Here is a 15,334-nt window from a genome sequence, read left to right on the forward strand (position 1 = left end):
ATTCCCGCGGCGGGCGATCTTCCGGCGAGGAAGGGACGGTTTCGGGGCACTGGTCCAGACCTTGACATGACCATCACCTCTCCTTACCGTCTCGGGGCAGCATCGCGTTCAACATCTCGACCATCGTGCACATACAGGAACCGTCCCCACTCCCCCCACCGGAAGGGATCCCCATGCGCACCCGGACGCTGCTCCTCCCCCTCCTCCCGGCGCTCCTCGCCGTCCCCCTCGTCACCACCCCCGCCTCGGCGGCGACCGTCGACGTCTCGACCGCCGCCCAGTTGAAGACCGCGCTCGTCAATGCCCGCCCCGGCGATACGATCCGCCTCGCGGACGGCACGTACACCGGCAACTTCAAGGCCACGACCCCCGGAACCTCCTCCGCCCGGATCACCCTGACCGGCTCCTCGCGCGCGGTCCTGACCGCCGGCGGCGGCTACGGACTGCACCTCAACGGCGCCTCGTACTGGACGGTCGCGGGCATCACCGTGACCGGCGGCCAGAAGGGGATCATGACGGACGCCGCGGACGACGTGGTGATCGACGGCGTGAGCGTGCACGGCCTGGACATGGAGGGCGTGCACTTCCGCAACTCCAGCAGGAACGCGGTCATCCGGAACTCACGCGTCTACGACACGGGGAACGACGGCCGGGGCATGGGCGAAGGCGTGTACGTCGGTACCGCCAACACCCTCAGTGACCGCAGCGACAACGCCCAGATCCTGAACAACGTCATCGGGCCGGACGTCGGCGGCGAGAGCATCGACATCAAGGAGGGCACCACCGGGGCGCGGATCGTCGGCAACACGTTCGACGGGCGGGGGCTGACCGGCGTCCATTACGACGACTCCTGGGTCGACGTGAAGGGCAACGGTGTCCTCGTGGAGAACAACACCGGCGTGAACACGACGAACAACGGTTACGAGACCCACTCCCAGCAGAGCGGCTGGGGTTGCGGGACCGTCTTCCGCGGCAACCGTTCGAACCTCACGGGCGCCACCGGGCCTCAGCGACTCGCGATCAACGTCACCAACCCGAGCAGCTCCTGTCCGACCACGGTGTACGCCTCGAACACGGTGACCGGCGGGAACGGTCTGACGAACATCCCCGTCACCCCCTGAGCCGGCACCGCTCCGGCGGACGACCGGGGCCGGTCACGGCCTAAGCCCGGACGTGACCAGAGCCCGGACATGACCGAGGCCCGCTCCCCCGAAGGGGAGCGGGCCTCGATTCGCTAGCGGCTAGCGCTCAGCGGAGAGCCTGTTCAGCTCTGGCCGCCGGCCAGCTTCTCGCGCAGGGCGGCAAGCGCCTCGTCCGACGCCAGGGCGCCGGAGTTGTCGTCCGACTCCGAGGAGTACGAACCACCCGAGATGCCCGCACCAGCGGCGTTGCCGGCGGCCGGGGCGGCAGCGCCCTCGGCAGCGGCGGCCTCGTCGGCCTCGCGGGACTTGATGACCTGAGCCTGGTGCTGCTCGAAGCGGGACTGCGCCTCGGCGTACTGGGTCTCCCAGGCCTCGCGCTGGGTCTCGAAGCCCTCGAGCCAGTCGTTGGTCTCGGGGTCGAAGCCCTCGGGGTAGATGTAGTTGCCCTGGTCGTCGTAGGACGCGGCCATGCCGTACAGGGTCGGGTCGAACTCGACCGAGGCCGGGTCGGCACCGAAGGACTCGTTGGCCTGCTTCAGCGAGAGGCTGATGCGACGACGCTCGAGGTCGATGTCGATGACCTTGACGAAGATCTCGTCGTTGACCTGGACGACCTGCTCCGGGATCTCCACGTGGCGCTCGGCCAGCTCGGAGATGTGGACCAGACCCTCGATGCCCTCGTCCACGCGGACGAACGCACCGAACGGAACCAGCTTCGTGACCTTACCCGGGACGACCTGACCGATCTGGTGCGTACGGGCGAACTGCTGCCACGGGTCCTCCTGCGTCGCCTTCAGCGACAGGGAGACACGCTCGCGGTCCATGTCCACGTCGAGAACCTCGACGGTGACCTCCTGGCCGACCTCGACAACCTCGGACGGGTGGTCGATGTGCTTCCAGGAGAGCTCGGAGACGTGCACGAGGCCGTCGACGCCACCCAGGTCCACGAAGGCACCGAAGTTGACGATCGAGGAGACGACGCCGGAGCGGACCTGACCCTTCTGCAGGGTGGTGAGGAACGTCTGGCGAACCTCGGACTGGGTCTGCTCGAGCCAGGCACGGCGGGACAGGACCACGTTGTTGCGGTTCTTGTCCAGCTCGATGATCTTCGCCTCGAGCTCCTTGCCCACGTAGGGCTGGAGGTCGCGGACGCGACGCATCTCGACGAGAGAGGCCGGCAGGAAGCCGCGGAGGCCGATGTCGAGGATGAGACCACCCTTGACGACCTCGATGACGGTACCGGTGACGATGCCGTCTTCTTCCTTGATCTTCTCGATGGTGCCCCAGGCGCGCTCGTACTGGGCACGCTTCTTCGAGAGGATCAGGCGGCCTTCCTTGTCCTCCTTCTGGAGAACCAGGGCCTCGATCTCGTCGCCGACCTTGACGACCTCGTTCGGGTCGACATCGTGCTTGATCGAGAGCTCACGGCTCGGGATCACGCCTTCGGTCTTGTAACCGATGTCGAGCAGGACCTCGTCCCGGTCGACCTTCACGATGACGCCGTCGACGATGTCGCCGTCGTTGAAGTACTTGATCGTCTCGTCGATCGCGGCGAGGAATGCTTCCTCGTCACCGATGTCGTTGACCGCAACCTGCGGGGTGGTGGCGGTGGTCTCGGTGCTGCTCGTCATGTGGGTAAGGGCTCCGGTTACGGACAGAAAGTCGTAGGTACTGCCACGCCGTGAGCCCGTATCGCACCAAGAAGCCGGACAGCCAATGAGGCACCTTCCGCGAACGGCAGGAGCCTCGAAAACCGAGGGGACATACAACAGGTACGAGCGCGGCCTACTCCGTCTGAGGCGCGCAGGCCCGCAGCGCAACCTTTAGCATACGGGGGCGGCCGGACAGGGTCAATGCGCGAAGCGCGCACCCGGGGCAGATCCGCTCAACTCCGGCACCACTCATGTCTTTACGCGCCGCAACGGCGTGGTCCGCCGTACGGCGGCACTGAGCGCAAACTACATCGGCGGGCGAGATGAACCAAGAGTACGAACACGAAGTCCCCCCGGACTCGGCCGAGGACGAGGCGGAGGCGACCCGGCGTGACGCGGGGGACGCGGAGAGCAGCCGTGCCAGCCGGGGCTGGTGGGACAGGAACGCCGACGAGTACCAGAGCGATCACGGCTCCTTCCTGGGCGACGACCGGTTCGTGTGGGGGCCCGAGGGACTCGACGAGGCCGAGGCGGGGCTCCTCGGACCCGCCTCCTCCCTCAACGGGCTCGACGTCCTGGAGATCGGCGCCGGCGCGGCGCAGTGCTCGCGGTGGCTGGCGGCGCAGGGGGCGCGGCCGGTGGCCCTCGACCTCTCCCACCGGCAGCTCCAGCACGCGCTGCGGATCGGCGGGGAGGTGCCACTGGTGGAGGCCGACGCCGGGGCGCTGCCCTTCCGGGACGGCTCCTTCGACCTGGCGTGCTCGGCGTACGGCGCGGTGCCGTTCGTCGCCGACCCGGTGAAGGTGTTCCGGGAGGTGCGGCGGGTGCTGCGGCCCGGCGGCCGGTGGGTCTTCTCCGTGACGCATCCGATCCGATGGGCGTTTCCCGACGAGCCCGGCCCGGAGGGCCTGTCGATCGCGGCCTCCTATTTCGACCGGACCCCTTACGTGGAGCAGGACGAGCAGGGGCGGGCGGTGTACGTGGAGCACCACCGGACGCTCGGGGACCGGGTGCGGGACGTGGTGGCCGGCGGCTTCCGTCTGCTGGATCTGGTCGAGCCGGAGTGGCCGGAGTGGAACAGCCAGGAGTGGGGCGGCTGGTCCCCGCTGCGGGGGAACCTGATCCCCGGGACGGCGATCTTCGTCTGCGAGCGCGGGGAGTAGCGGGAAGGCGCGGGGTGGCGGGTCGGGCGCGTCGACGTACACGTGGATACTTCGGCTTGCTTGTCGTACTTATACGGGCTTGTCGTACTTATAGGTGGGCCCTGTGGACAACGGGGCCCGCCTTTTCGCTTCGCGTACGAGACTGAGTGCGTGATCCGAAACGACGCACTCGACCGTCTCCCCGTCCGCCATGTCGTGCCCGAGCTGCTGGCCGCGCTCGACCGGCGCGGTGCGGCCGTGCTGTCCGCGCCTCCCGGCACCGGCAAGACCACGCTGGTGCCGCTCGCGCTCGCCGGCCTCATAGGGGACGGACCGCGGCGGCGGGTGCTGGTGGCCGAGCCGCGGCGGATGGCGGTGCGCGCCGCGGCCCGGCGGATGGCGTGGCTGCTCGGCGAGGAGGTCGGCGGCGCGGTCGGTTTCTCCGTGCGCGGCGAGCGGCGGGCCGGTCCCGCGACCCGGGTCGAGGTGGTGACCACGGGCATCCTGCTCCAGCGCCTGCAGCGCGACCCGGAGCTGGCGGATGTGGACGTGGTCCTGCTCGACGAGTGCCATGAGCGGCACCTGGACGCCGACACGGCGATGGCCTTCCTGGTGGACGTGCGGGCCACCCTGCGCCCGGAGCTGAAGCTGATCGCCGCGTCGGCGACGAGCGACGCGGCGGCATGGGCCGATCTCCTCACGGTCCTGGACGGAGGCGGGCCCGCGCCGGTGGTGTGGAGCAAGGGCGAGGGCCACGGCTGCCGGGTCTTCTTCGCGGCGCTCCCCTCGGACATCCGACCGGCGCACGGCACCTGGGTGGATCCGGCGCTGCTGCGGCACGTGGCCGCGACGGTCCGGCTCGCGATGGAGCGACACGAGGGGGACGTCCTCTGCTTCCTGCCGGGCACGGGGGAGATCGCGCGGACGGCCGGACTGCTGGCGGGCCTCGACGCGGAGGTGCTCCAGCTGCACGGGCGGGCCCCGGCTGCGGTGCAGGACGCGGTGCTGCGGGGTGCGGAGCCCGGTGGGCGGCGCAGAGTGGTCCTCGCGACCTCGGTGGCGGAGTCCAGCCTGACGGTGCCGGGAGTGCGGATCGTCGTGGACTCGGGGCTGGCCCGGGAGCCGCGCACGGACCATGCCCGGGGGCTGGGCTCGCTGGCGACGGTGACGGTCTCCGAGGCTACGGCGACCCAGCGGCTCGGCCGGGCCGGCCGTGAGGCCTTCGGGTTCGTGTACCGCTGCTGGGCGGAGGCGAGCGACGGGGGCAGGCCGCGCTTCCCGTCCCCGGAGATCAAGGTCGCCGACCTGGCGGACTTCGCCCTGCGGGCCGCCTGCTGGGGCGATCCGGCGGCGGAGGGGCTCGCGCTGCTCGACGCGCCGCCCGCCGGCGCGATGGCGGCGGCCCGGTCGGTCCTGATGTCGATCGGAGCCGTGGACGCGGCCGGCCGGGCCACGGAGCGGGGGGTACGCATGTCACGGCTCGGGCTCCATCCCCGGCTCGGCCGCGCCCTCCTCGACGGTGCGCCGGAGGTCGGGGCACGGCGGGCGGCGGAGGTGGTGGCGCTGCTCAGCGAGGAGCCGCCGCGTGACTACGGGGACGATCTGGCGGCGGCCTGGCGTGCGGCGCGCCGGGGCTCCGACGGGTACGGCGCCCGGTGGAAGGCGGAGGCACGCCGTTTGGAGCGGTCGGCCGTCGAGGCGGCGGGCCGGGGCGCGTCCGGAGCGGTGGGGCACGGCGATGACCCGGGGGAGGTCGGGGCGGCCAAGGCGGTCGGGGGTGGCTCGGCGGCCCGGGCGGTCGGGGCGGGCGGTGCGCACACGGGTGGCGGGGGTGGCTCGGCGGCTCGGGCGGACGCGGGTGCCAGGGGTGGGTCGGTGGCTCGGGCACAGGCGGGCGCCGGGGGTGGGTCGGGGGTCGGTGAGGATGCCGTGGCCGGGCTCGTGACGGCGCTGGCCTTTCCCGAGCGGGTGGCGCGGGCCCGGGAGCAGGGCGGCTATCTGATGGTGTCGGGGAGCGGGGCCAGGCTCGCCGAGGGTTCCGCTCTGCGCACCGCGCCGTGGCTCGCCGTGGCGGTGGCGGACCGTACGGCGCGGGATGCCACGGCTCGGGTGCGGCTCGCGGCGGTGATGGACGAGGACATGGCCCGGCGGGCGGCCGGGCATCTGCGGTCCACGGGCGAGGAGGTCCGCTGGGAGGGCGGGGACGTGGTCGCGCGCTCCGTGGACCGGCTGGGCGCGGTGGACCTGACGGTCCGGCCGCTCGGGGCGGGAGCGGCGCCCGCGTCGGTGCGGGCGGCGTTGCTCGACGGGCTGCGGCGGGAGGGGTTGGGTCTTCTGCGGTGGAGCCGGGACGCCGGGGAGCTGCGCGCCCGGCTCGCCTTCCTGCACCGGGAGCTGGGGGATCCCTGGCCGGACATGGCGGACGAGGCGCTGGTCGAGCGGGCCGACGAGTGGCTGGAGCCGGAGCTGTCCCGGGCCGCGAGGCGTGCCGATCTGGGGCGGATCGACGCCGGTGAGGCCCTGCGGCGGTTGTTGCCGTGGGCGTCGGGTGAGGCGGGCCGGCTGGGAGAGCTGGCGCCCGAGCGGATCGAGGTGCCGAGCGGTTCGCGGATCCGGGTCGAGTACGGGGGTGAGCGGCCGGTTCTCGCGGTGAAGCTCCAGGAGATGTTCGGGCTTGCCGAGACGCCTCGGGTGGCGGGGGTCCCTGTGCTCGTCCACCTGCTCTCCCCCGCCGGGCGGCCGGCGGCCGTGACCGCCGATCTGGCGTCGTTCTGGCGGGACGGCTACCGGGCGGTGCGGGCGGAGCTGAGGGGGCGGTATCCGAAGCACCCGTGGCCGGAGGACCCCTCGGCGGTGGAGGCGACCCGGTACACGAGCGCGCGGCTCAGACGCGAGGGGTGACCGGGGTGGTGGTGGCCTCCGGCGCGGGGCGACGGGAACGGGCCTCCAGCCAGAGGGCGTTGTGGATCTCCTCACCGTTGAGGGGGCGCCCGTGACCGGCTCGATCCAGAACATCCGCTGGGTCGTGTACCAGTGCGTGAGGCCGGAGTCGGCGAGGAGTTCTGGAAGCGCCGCCCCTCCGTCCGGTGGGGACGGAGAGGCGGCGCGGGGAGACGCAGGGAGCGATCGGGTCAGGCCGAAGGGGAGACCGAGGGAGTGGCCGACGGGCTGGTGTCGGGCGTACCGGTGCCGGAGGGCGTCGGATCCGGGGTCGGCTCCGGCGTCGAGGCGGGCGCGGTCACGGTGAGCTTGACCTCCGCGCGGCCGCCGCCGGGCGCGGTGAAGCGGATCACGTACTCCCCGGCCTTGTCGCCGGCGAAGAGCGCGGGGAGCGAGATCAGACCGTTCGGGTCGGTCTTGAGGACCAGCGTACGGACAGGGGCGCTCGCGCCGTCCTTGAAGTACGGGCCGTCGGCGCTCGTCTCGGTGGCCGTCGGGGAAGAGACGATCACGGCGGTGACGAGGACCCCGGGGGCGAGCGCGCCCTTGTCGGTGGCCTTCAGCTGCACCGGCTGGGTGAAGGCGGTGCCGGTGGCGGCCGACAGGGGGTCACCGGCGACGCGGGCGAGGGTGTCCGCCTCGCGGGCGGTGACGGTCGCGCCGAACTCGATCGCGGTCAGGGTGCGGCCCACGACGGTGGCCCTGACCTTGAACGTCCCGGTCTTCTCGCCCGCCCGCAGCGTCGGGGCCTTGGCGATGCCGGCGGAACCGACGGTGACGGAGGCCGATGTCGCGCCGCCGGCGAAGTGGGCGTCGGTCGCGCCGGAGATCTCGAAGCGGATGGTCACACCGGTGACCGGGGCGCCCGAGGCATCGAGCGCCGCGACCGTCGGGGCGTGGGCGAAGGCGCTCTCGGTGATCGCGGTCAGCTGCCCGGTCGAGACGGGCGCGAGCCGCGCGACCTTGACGGCGGGCGGCACGGTGGGCGGCTTCGCCGGCGGAGTGACCGGCGGCTTGGTCGGGGTGGTCGGCGTCGGCTTCGTCGGCGTCGGGGTGACCTCCGACGGCTTGCCCGGCTCCGTCGGCTTCGGGGCGACCGGCGTGGAGGGCTTCGGGGAGGGCGACGTCGGGAACGGCAGGAGGGGCGAGGTCGGACGGTTGTCCGGCCTCCGGCCGTCGCTCCGGTCGACCGGCAGCACGCCGGTGCCGTCCGGGACCTGGTGGGTGCCGCGCTGGTAGAACTCGAACCAGGAGAGAACCGTGTTCAGGTACTCCCTGGAGCGGTTGTAACTGAGGATCGCCCGGTCGAGGTCGGCCTTGAGCGCGAGGTTGCGGCCGTCGGCGCAGAGGTAGAGACCGGCGGCCTGCGCGGCGTCGTAGATGTTGTTGGGGTCCTTCTTCCCGTCGCTGTTGGCGTCCTGGCCCCAGATGGCCCAGGTGGACGGGATGAACTGCATCGGGCCCACGGCGCGGTCGTGGATCTTGTCGCCGTCGTAGGCACCGCCGTCGGTGTCCGAGATGTTGGCGAATCCGACGCCGTTGAGAGCGGGGCCGAGGATCGGCTTGAGGGTCGTGCCGTTGGCGTCGACCCTGCCGCCGCCCGCCTGTCCGGACTCGACCTTGCCGATACCGGCGAGCAGCTGCCACGGCAGGTTGCAGCCGGGGTCGGTCGAGCGTATCGACTGCTCGGCGCGCTTGTAGGCGGAGGCCACGGACGCGGGTATGCCGGCCTCGGCGGGCCCGGCGATCACCGGCAGAAGGGGGGTCGCCGCCCCGGGCTTGTTCGGCGTGTTCAGCGGCGGGAGTTCGGTGTAGTAGGGCGAATCGCCGGTGGCGGAGCCCTCGCCGGACGGCGACGCCGTGTCCCCGGCGCCGATGGCGCGGTCACCGCCGGCGTTGTCCGTGGGCGGCGGAGTCATCTCCGGTGCCTGCGAGGCGGCGAGCGCGGCGACCGCGGCCGCCACCACCGCACCGCTGGTCGCTCCCTTGCGCAGCCTGCGGCCCAAATGCGCTGACATGTCGGTGGTCCCTTCCCCCTCGACTGCGGTCCCACGCTCCCCGCGTCAGACCTCTGGCGACCCTATGCCACCTGCGTACGGCCCGGCACCGGGGCCTGACCGTGTTTCACGTTTTCGTCACCTCTCGGACGTCCACCGGCCCGGCGCGGACGGGAACCGGGCGGAGCGCCGGGGCCTCTTGCACAGCGGCCGATGTCACACTCCGGCCGTCACCACCGGAACCTGGGGGAACACCCGTTGCCGTTCACGCTGAGCCATGCCGCTGCCGTACTGCCCGGATTGCACCGGAACGGGACCGCCCGCGGCCCCCTGGTCGCGTCCGCTCTCGTCGCGGGCTCCTTCGCGCCCGACATGACCTATTTCGCCGCCACGGCGTTCCCCGCAGCGATGTCCCTCGGGGACCTCACCCACTCCCCCGCCGGGATCGTCACCGCCGACGTCCTGATCGCCGCCGCGCTGGTGGCCCTGTGGCTGACCGTGCGGGAGCCGCTCGTGGCGCTGCTGCCCGCGCGGTGGCGCGGACGGGTCTACGGGCTCGTGCGCGGCCGCCCCTGGCGCGGTCGGCATCCGGCCGTGCTCGCCGGATGGTTCGGCCTCTCCGCGGCCCTCGGCGCGACGACCCACGTGGTGTGGGACTCCTTCACCCACATCGACCGCTGGGGCACCCGGATGGTCCCGTTCCTCGGTGACGTCGTGGCCGGATTCCCGGTCTACACCTATACCCAGTACGGGAGTTCGGCGCTGGCCCTGGGACTCCTCGGCTGGTTCGTCGCGCGGGCGCTGCGCTCCGCCGACCCGGGCATGGAGCTCCCGGCCCGCGTGCCGGTCCCGGGACGGCGCGGGCGGCTGCTCGCGGCCTGGCTGATCGGCGGCTGTGTCCTCGCCGGGATCACCCACCGCGTGCTGCGCTGGGCCGCGTACTGGGGCTGGGGACGGATCGAGACGCCCCTGGACGTCATCCCGACGGCCTGCTTCGGGGCCGGAGCGGGTCTCGCCGTGGGGCTCGTGCTGTACGGGGCGGGAGTGCGGCTGCGGGCCGCGCCGCCCGCTCCGACCGCGGAGGCCCCGGCCTCCCCGCACCCGGAACGGGACGGGGAGCGCCGGGGTCCTCGGGCCGAGCGCTCCCGTCAGGGATCCCGCTGACGCGCTCCGGCGGCATGAGGCCACGGGGCCGCCGCGGCACCGGTCTCGGGAGCCGGGTCGGACCCGGCTCCCTTGACCGGCCCTCCCGGCGCGCAGCCATCCGCGGCGGTGGTGCGAGTCCGGGACCCCAGGCCCGGCAGGGCACACGGAGGGGCGGTCAGTGGGCGGCGGAGTCCCAGTCGTGGCCGACGCCTACCGAGACGTCCAGTGGGGCGCGCAGGTCGGCCGCGCCGGCCATCTGCTCGCGGACGAGGGCCTCGACCTGCTCGCGCTCGCCGGGGGCGAGCTCCAGCACGATTTCGTCGTGGACCTGGAGGAGCATCCGGGAGGCGAGGCCCGCCTCGGTCAGCGCACGGTCGACGTTGAGCATGGCGACCTTCACGATATCGGCGGCCGTGCCCTGGATCGGGGCGTTGAGCGCCATCCGCTCGGCGGACTCGCGGCGCTGCCGGTTGTCGCTGTTGAGGTCCGGGAGGTAGCGGCGGCGGCCCAGCATCGTCTCGGTGTATCCGGTGGCGCGGGCCTCGTCGACGACCCGGCGCAGATAGTCGCGTACGCCACCGAAGCGCTCGAAGTAGGTGTCCATCAGGCCACGGGCCTCGCCCGGGTCGATGTTCAGCTGCTGCGAGAGGCCGAAGGCGGACAGACCGTAGGCCAGGCCGTACGACATGGCCTTGATCTTGCGGCGCATCTCGGCGTCGACGGCGGACCGCTCGACGCCGAAGACCTGCGAGGCGACGGTGGTGTGCAGGTCCTCGCCGGAGGTGAAGGCCTCGATGAGGCCCGCGTCCTCGGAGAGGTGGGCCATGACGCGCAGCTCGATCTGGCTGTAGTCGGCGGTCATCAGGGCCTCGAAGCCCTCGCCGACGACGAAGCCGTGCCGGATGGCCCGCCCCTCGTCCGTGCGCACCGGCACGTTCTGCAGGTTCGGGTCGGTGGAGGAGAGGCGCCCGGTGGCGGCGACGGTCTGGCTGAAGGTGGTGTGGATCCGGCCGTCGGCGGCGATCGTCTTGATCAGGCCCTCGACGGTGGAGCGCAGGCGCGCCTGCTCACGGTGGCGGAGCATGATCACAGGCAGTTCGTGCTCGGTCTGGGCTGCCAGCCAGGCGAGCGCGTCCGCGTCCGTCGTGTACCCGGTCTTGGTCTTCTTGGTCTTCGGCAGGTTGAGCTCGCCGAAGAAGACCTCCTGGAGCTGCTTGGGCGAGCCGAGGTTGAACTCGTGGCCCACCGACGCGTGGGCCTCCTTCACCGCCTGCTGCACGGCGCCGGCGAACTGCTGCTCCATCGCCTCCAGATGGTCGCGGTCGGCGGCGATGCCGTGCCGCTCCAGGCGGGCGAGGAGCGCGGAGGTGGGCAGCTCGACGTCGTGGAGGAGGTCGCGGGCGCCGACCTCTCCGAGCCGCTCGTCGAAGGCGTCGGCGAGGTCGAGGACGGCCCGGGCCTGGGTCATGAGGGCTTCGGCCTCGGCGGAGTCGTCGGCGCCGAAGGCGAGCTGTCCGTCGGCGGCCGCCGCGGGGGCGAGCTCACGGTGGAGGTACTCCACGGAGAGCGCGTCGAGGGCGAAGGAGCGCCTGCCGGGCTTGACGAGGTAGGCGGCGAGGGCGGTGTCCATGGTGACACCCGCGACGGTCCAGCCGTGCTCCGGGAAGACCCGCAGGGCGCCCTTGGCGTTGTGCATGACCTTCGGGCGGGCGGGGTCGGAGATCCAGGCGGACCAGGCCCGCTCGTCGGCCTCGTCGAGGGCGCTGGGGTCGAACCAGGCGGCGGCGCCTCCGGCGGCGGCCAGGGCGACCTCGCTCACGTTGCCCGTGCCGAGGGCCCAGCTGTCGACGGTGGCGATGCCGAGGGGACCGTTGCCGTGCTCGGCGAGCCAGGGGGCGAGCTCGCCGGAGCCGATGACGGTGCCGTCGAGCTCGACGCCGGCGGCGGGGGCCGGGGCGGTCTCCTCCGCGGCGCCGGGGTCGACGGCGAGGAGCCGCTCGCGCAGCGAGGGGTTGCGGATCTCCAGGGTGTCGAGGACGAGAGCGAGGGCCCCGCGGTCGTAGGGCTCGCGGGCGAGGTCCGCGACGGTCTTCGGCAGCTCGACGTCCCGGACCATCTCGGTCAGCCGGCGGTTGAGCCTGACCGACTCCAGGTGGTCGCGGAAGTTCTGGCCGGCCTTGCCCTTGACCTCCTCGGCGCGCTCGACGAGCTCGGCGAAGGAGCCGAACTGGTTGATCCACTTGGCGGCGGTCTTCTCGCCGACGCCGGGGATGCCGGGAAGGTTGTCCGACGGGTCGCCGCGCAGGGCGGCGAAGTCGGGGTACTGCGCGGGCGTGAGTCCGTACTTCTCCTGGACCTTCTCCGGGGTGAAGTGGGTCACCTCGGACACGCCCTTGGTGGGGTAGATCACCGTGGTGCGGTCGGAGACCAGCTGGAAGGAGTCCCGGTCGCCGGTGAAGATCCGGACGTCGAAGCCCTCGGCCTCGGCCTGGACGGTGAGGGTCGCGATGACGTCGTCCGCCTCGAAGCCGTCGACGGCGAAACGCGGCACGTTCATCGCGTCGAGGAGCTCACCGATCAGCTCGACCTGCCCCTTGAACTCGTCGGGGGTCTTCGAGCGGTTCGCCTTGTACTCCGGGAACTCCTCGGACCGCCAGGTCTTGCGGGACACGTCGAAGGCGACCGCGAAGTGCGTGGGGGCCTCGTCGCGGAGCGTGTTCGCCAGCATCGAGGCGAACCCGTAGATCGCGTTCGTCGGCTGACCGGTCGCGGTGGTGAAGTTCTCCGCGGGCAGCGCGAAGAACGCCCGGTACGCGAGCGAGTGCCCGTCCATGAGGAGCAGGCGGGGGCGGGTGTCTGCGGGGTTCTTCGATGCTGTCTCGGCCACATGACGATCCTGCCACGGACCGCTGACAATCCCGTCCACACGTCGCAGGCGCGGGCCGTCGGCGCCGTGGGAGGGAGCTGTCGGTGCCGCGTGACAGGATCGGAGACGTACGCCGCAGGATTACCGCTCAAGGGAGAGCGCGATGGTCAGCAAGCCGCCGGTCGGTGACCCGGTCCAGGACGCACCGCAGGTCACGCCGCCGCAGCACTCCGCGGCGGGCCTGCCCGCCGTCGGGCACACCCTGCGGATGGCCCGGGAGCAGATGGGGTCGGTGCGGACCGCGCGGACCCTGCTGAAGGTCAACCAGAAGGACGGCTTCGACTGTCCCGGCTGTGCCTGGCCCGAGGCGGACAAGCGGCACGTGGCGGAGTTCTGCGAGAACGGGGCGAAGGCGGTCGCCGAGGAGGCGACGCTCCGCCGGGTGACCCCGGAGTTCTTCGCCGCGCACCCGGTGGCGGACCTGGCGAGCCGCAGCGGGTACTGGCTGGGCCAGCAGGGCCGGATCACGCAGCCGATGCTGCTGCCGGAGGGCGGCGAGCGGTACGAACCGGTGACCTGGGAGCGGGCCTTCGCGATCATCGCCGAGGAGCTCCGGGCCCTCGGCTCCCCCGACGAGGCGCTCTTCTACACCTCGGGCCGGACGAGCAACGAGGCGGCGTTCCTGCTCCAGCTCTTCGCCCGAGAGTTCGGCACGAACAACCTGCCGGACTGCTCCAACATGTGCCACGAGTCGTCGGGTTCGGCCCTGACGGAGACCATCGGCATCGGCAAGGGCAGCGTCTCCCTCGAGGACCTGCACCGGGCGGACCTGATCGTCGTGGCCGGGCAGAACCCGGGCACGAACCATCCGAGGATGCTCTCCGCCCTGGAGAAGGCGAAGGAGGCGGGCGCCCGGATCATCTCGGTGAACCCGCTGCCGGAGGCGGGTCTGGAGCGGTTCAAGAACCCGCAGACGCCGCAGGGCATGGTCAAGGGCACCGCGCTGACCGATCTCTTCCTCCAGATCCGGATCGGCGGCGACCAGGCCCTGTTCCGGCTCCTCAACAGGCTGGTCCTGGAGACGCCCGGCGCGGTCGACGAGGAGTTCGTACGACAGCACACCCACGGATACGAGGAGTTCGCCGCGGCGGCCGGGGCGGCCGACTGGGACGAGACGCTCGCCGCGACGGGGCTCGACCGGGCCGAGATCGAGCGGGCCCTGGAGATGGTGCTCGCATCGGAGCGGACCGTCGTCTGCTGGGCGATGGGCCTCACCCAGCACAAGCACGCCGTGCCGACCATCCGCGAGGTCGTCAACTTCCTGCTGCTCCGCGGCGCCATCGGCCGGCCGGGCGCCGGGGTGTGCCCGGTGCGCGGTCATTCGAACGTGCAGGGTGACCGCACGATGGGGATCTTCGAGCGGCCCGCGCCCGCCTTCCTCGACGCCCTGGACAAGGAGTTCGGGATCGTCTCGCCGCGCCGCCACGGCTTCGACGTGGTCCGTTCCATCCAGGCGCTGCGCGACGGGGAGGCGAAGGTGTTCTTCGCGATGGGCGGCAACTTCGTGGCGGCGACGCCCGACACGGAGGTGACGGAGGCGGCGATGCGCCGGGCCCGGCTGACCGTCCACGTCTCGACGAAGCTGAACCGCTCGCACGCCGTCACGGGCACGCGCGCGCTGATCCTTCCCACGCTCGGCCGCACCGACAAGGACGTCCAGAGGGCCGGCAAGCAGTTCGTGACGGTCGAGGACTCGATGAGTCTGGTGCACGCCTCGCGCGGCAATCTGCCGCCCGCGAGTCCGCACCTGCTGTCCGAGCCGGCGATCGTCGCGCGCATGGCCCGCGCCGTCCTCGGCGCCGGATCGGCCACGCCCTGGGAGGAGTTCGAGGCGGACTACGCCACGATCCGGGACCGCATCGGGCGCGTGGTCCCCGGTTTCCAGGACTTCAACGCGCGTCTCGCGGCGAATCCCGGGGGCTTCGCGCTGCCGCACGGCCCGCGGGACGAGCGCCGCTTCCCCACGAAGACCGGCAAGGCGAACTTCACGGCGGCGCCCGTCGAGTACCCGAGGGTGCCGGAGGGCCGGCTGCTGCTGCAGACACTGCGCTCGCACGACCAGTACAACACCACGATCTACGGCCTGGACGACCGCTACCGGGGCATCAAGGGCGGCCGCCGGGTCGTCCTGGTCCACCCCGAGGACGCAGCGGAGCTCGGCTTCGCCGACGGGGCGTACACGGACCTGGTGAGCGAGTGGACCGACGGCAGCGAGCGGCGGGCGCCCGGCTTCCGGGTGGTCCACTATCCGACGCCCCGGGGGTGCGCGGCGGCCTACTACCCGGAGACGAACGTCCTCGTGCCGCTGGAGTCGACGGCGGACATCAGCAACACCCCCGCGAGCAAGTCCGTGATCGTCCGTCTGGAACAATCGCACTCCGCCTAAGCG

Annotated in this window: 8 protein-coding genes; 5 read left to right on the forward strand and 3 right to left on the reverse strand. The window is 72.2% G+C overall.

Features of this window, described 5'->3' with window-relative positions; all coding sequences use genetic code 11:
* The first annotated feature begins 173 nt into the window (after nt 1-173).
* The gene (locus ABZ567_RS00840; protein WP_360782860.1) at nt 174-1,121 is read left to right on the forward strand and encodes a right-handed parallel beta-helix repeat-containing protein; all 948 of its coding nucleotides are present in this window, start codon (nt 174-176) and stop codon (nt 1,119-1,121) included.
* 143 nt (nt 1,122-1,264) lie between these two features.
* Here ABZ567_RS00840 and rpsA read toward each other — a convergent pair whose 3' ends face one another.
* Nucleotides 1,265-2,773 carry a 30S ribosomal protein S1 gene (rpsA, locus tag ABZ567_RS00845; RefSeq protein ID WP_360782863.1) on the reverse strand — a complete coding sequence of 503 codons (1,509 nt, stop codon included), beginning with the start codon at nt 2,771-2,773 and terminating at the stop codon, nt 1,265-1,267.
* Between the two features lie 344 nt (nt 2,774-3,117).
* Between rpsA and ABZ567_RS00850 the strand changes: the two genes are divergently transcribed.
* Nucleotides 3,118-3,957 carry a class I SAM-dependent methyltransferase gene (locus ABZ567_RS00850; RefSeq protein ID WP_360782866.1) on the forward strand — a complete coding sequence of 280 codons (840 nt, stop codon included), beginning with the start codon at nt 3,118-3,120 and terminating at the stop codon, nt 3,955-3,957.
* A gap of 150 nt (nt 3,958-4,107) precedes the next feature.
* Nucleotides 4,108-6,837: an ATP-dependent helicase C-terminal domain-containing protein gene (locus ABZ567_RS00855; protein ID WP_360782869.1), complete on the forward strand. Its 2,730-nt coding sequence runs from the start codon at nt 4,108-4,110 to the stop codon at nt 6,835-6,837.
* Nucleotides 6,838-7,067: 230 nt separating this feature from the next.
* On the opposite strand, the gene ABZ567_RS00860 is transcribed toward ABZ567_RS00855, so the two are convergent.
* Nucleotides 7,068-8,894, reverse strand: coding sequence for a lytic transglycosylase domain-containing protein (locus tag ABZ567_RS00860; protein WP_360782872.1), 1,827 nt, complete (start codon nt 8,892-8,894; stop codon nt 7,068-7,070).
* Between the two features lie 237 nt (nt 8,895-9,131).
* Between ABZ567_RS00860 and ABZ567_RS00865 the strand changes: the two genes are divergently transcribed.
* Complete coding sequence (locus ABZ567_RS00865; RefSeq protein ID WP_360782874.1) at nt 9,132-10,037, forward strand: DUF4184 family protein; 906 nt, start codon at nt 9,132-9,134, stop codon at nt 10,035-10,037.
* Between the two features lie 157 nt (nt 10,038-10,194).
* Here ABZ567_RS00865 and polA read toward each other — a convergent pair whose 3' ends face one another.
* Nucleotides 10,195-12,906 carry a DNA polymerase I gene (polA, locus tag ABZ567_RS00870; RefSeq protein ID WP_360782877.1) on the reverse strand — a complete coding sequence of 904 codons (2,712 nt, stop codon included), beginning with the start codon at nt 12,904-12,906 and terminating at the stop codon, nt 10,195-10,197.
* A 142-nt stretch (nt 12,907-13,048) separates the two neighbouring features.
* Between polA and ABZ567_RS00875 the strand changes: the two genes are divergently transcribed.
* Nucleotides 13,049-15,331, forward strand: a complete 2,283-nt coding sequence (locus ABZ567_RS00875; RefSeq protein ID WP_360782880.1) for an FdhF/YdeP family oxidoreductase — start codon at nt 13,049-13,051, stop codon at nt 15,329-15,331.
* Nucleotides 15,332-15,334: the final 3 nt, after the last annotated feature.

Source organism: Streptomyces sp. NPDC016459 (assembly GCF_040632845.1).
In the GTDB taxonomy this organism is placed as follows: domain Bacteria; phylum Actinomycetota; class Actinomycetes; order Streptomycetales; family Streptomycetaceae; genus Streptomyces.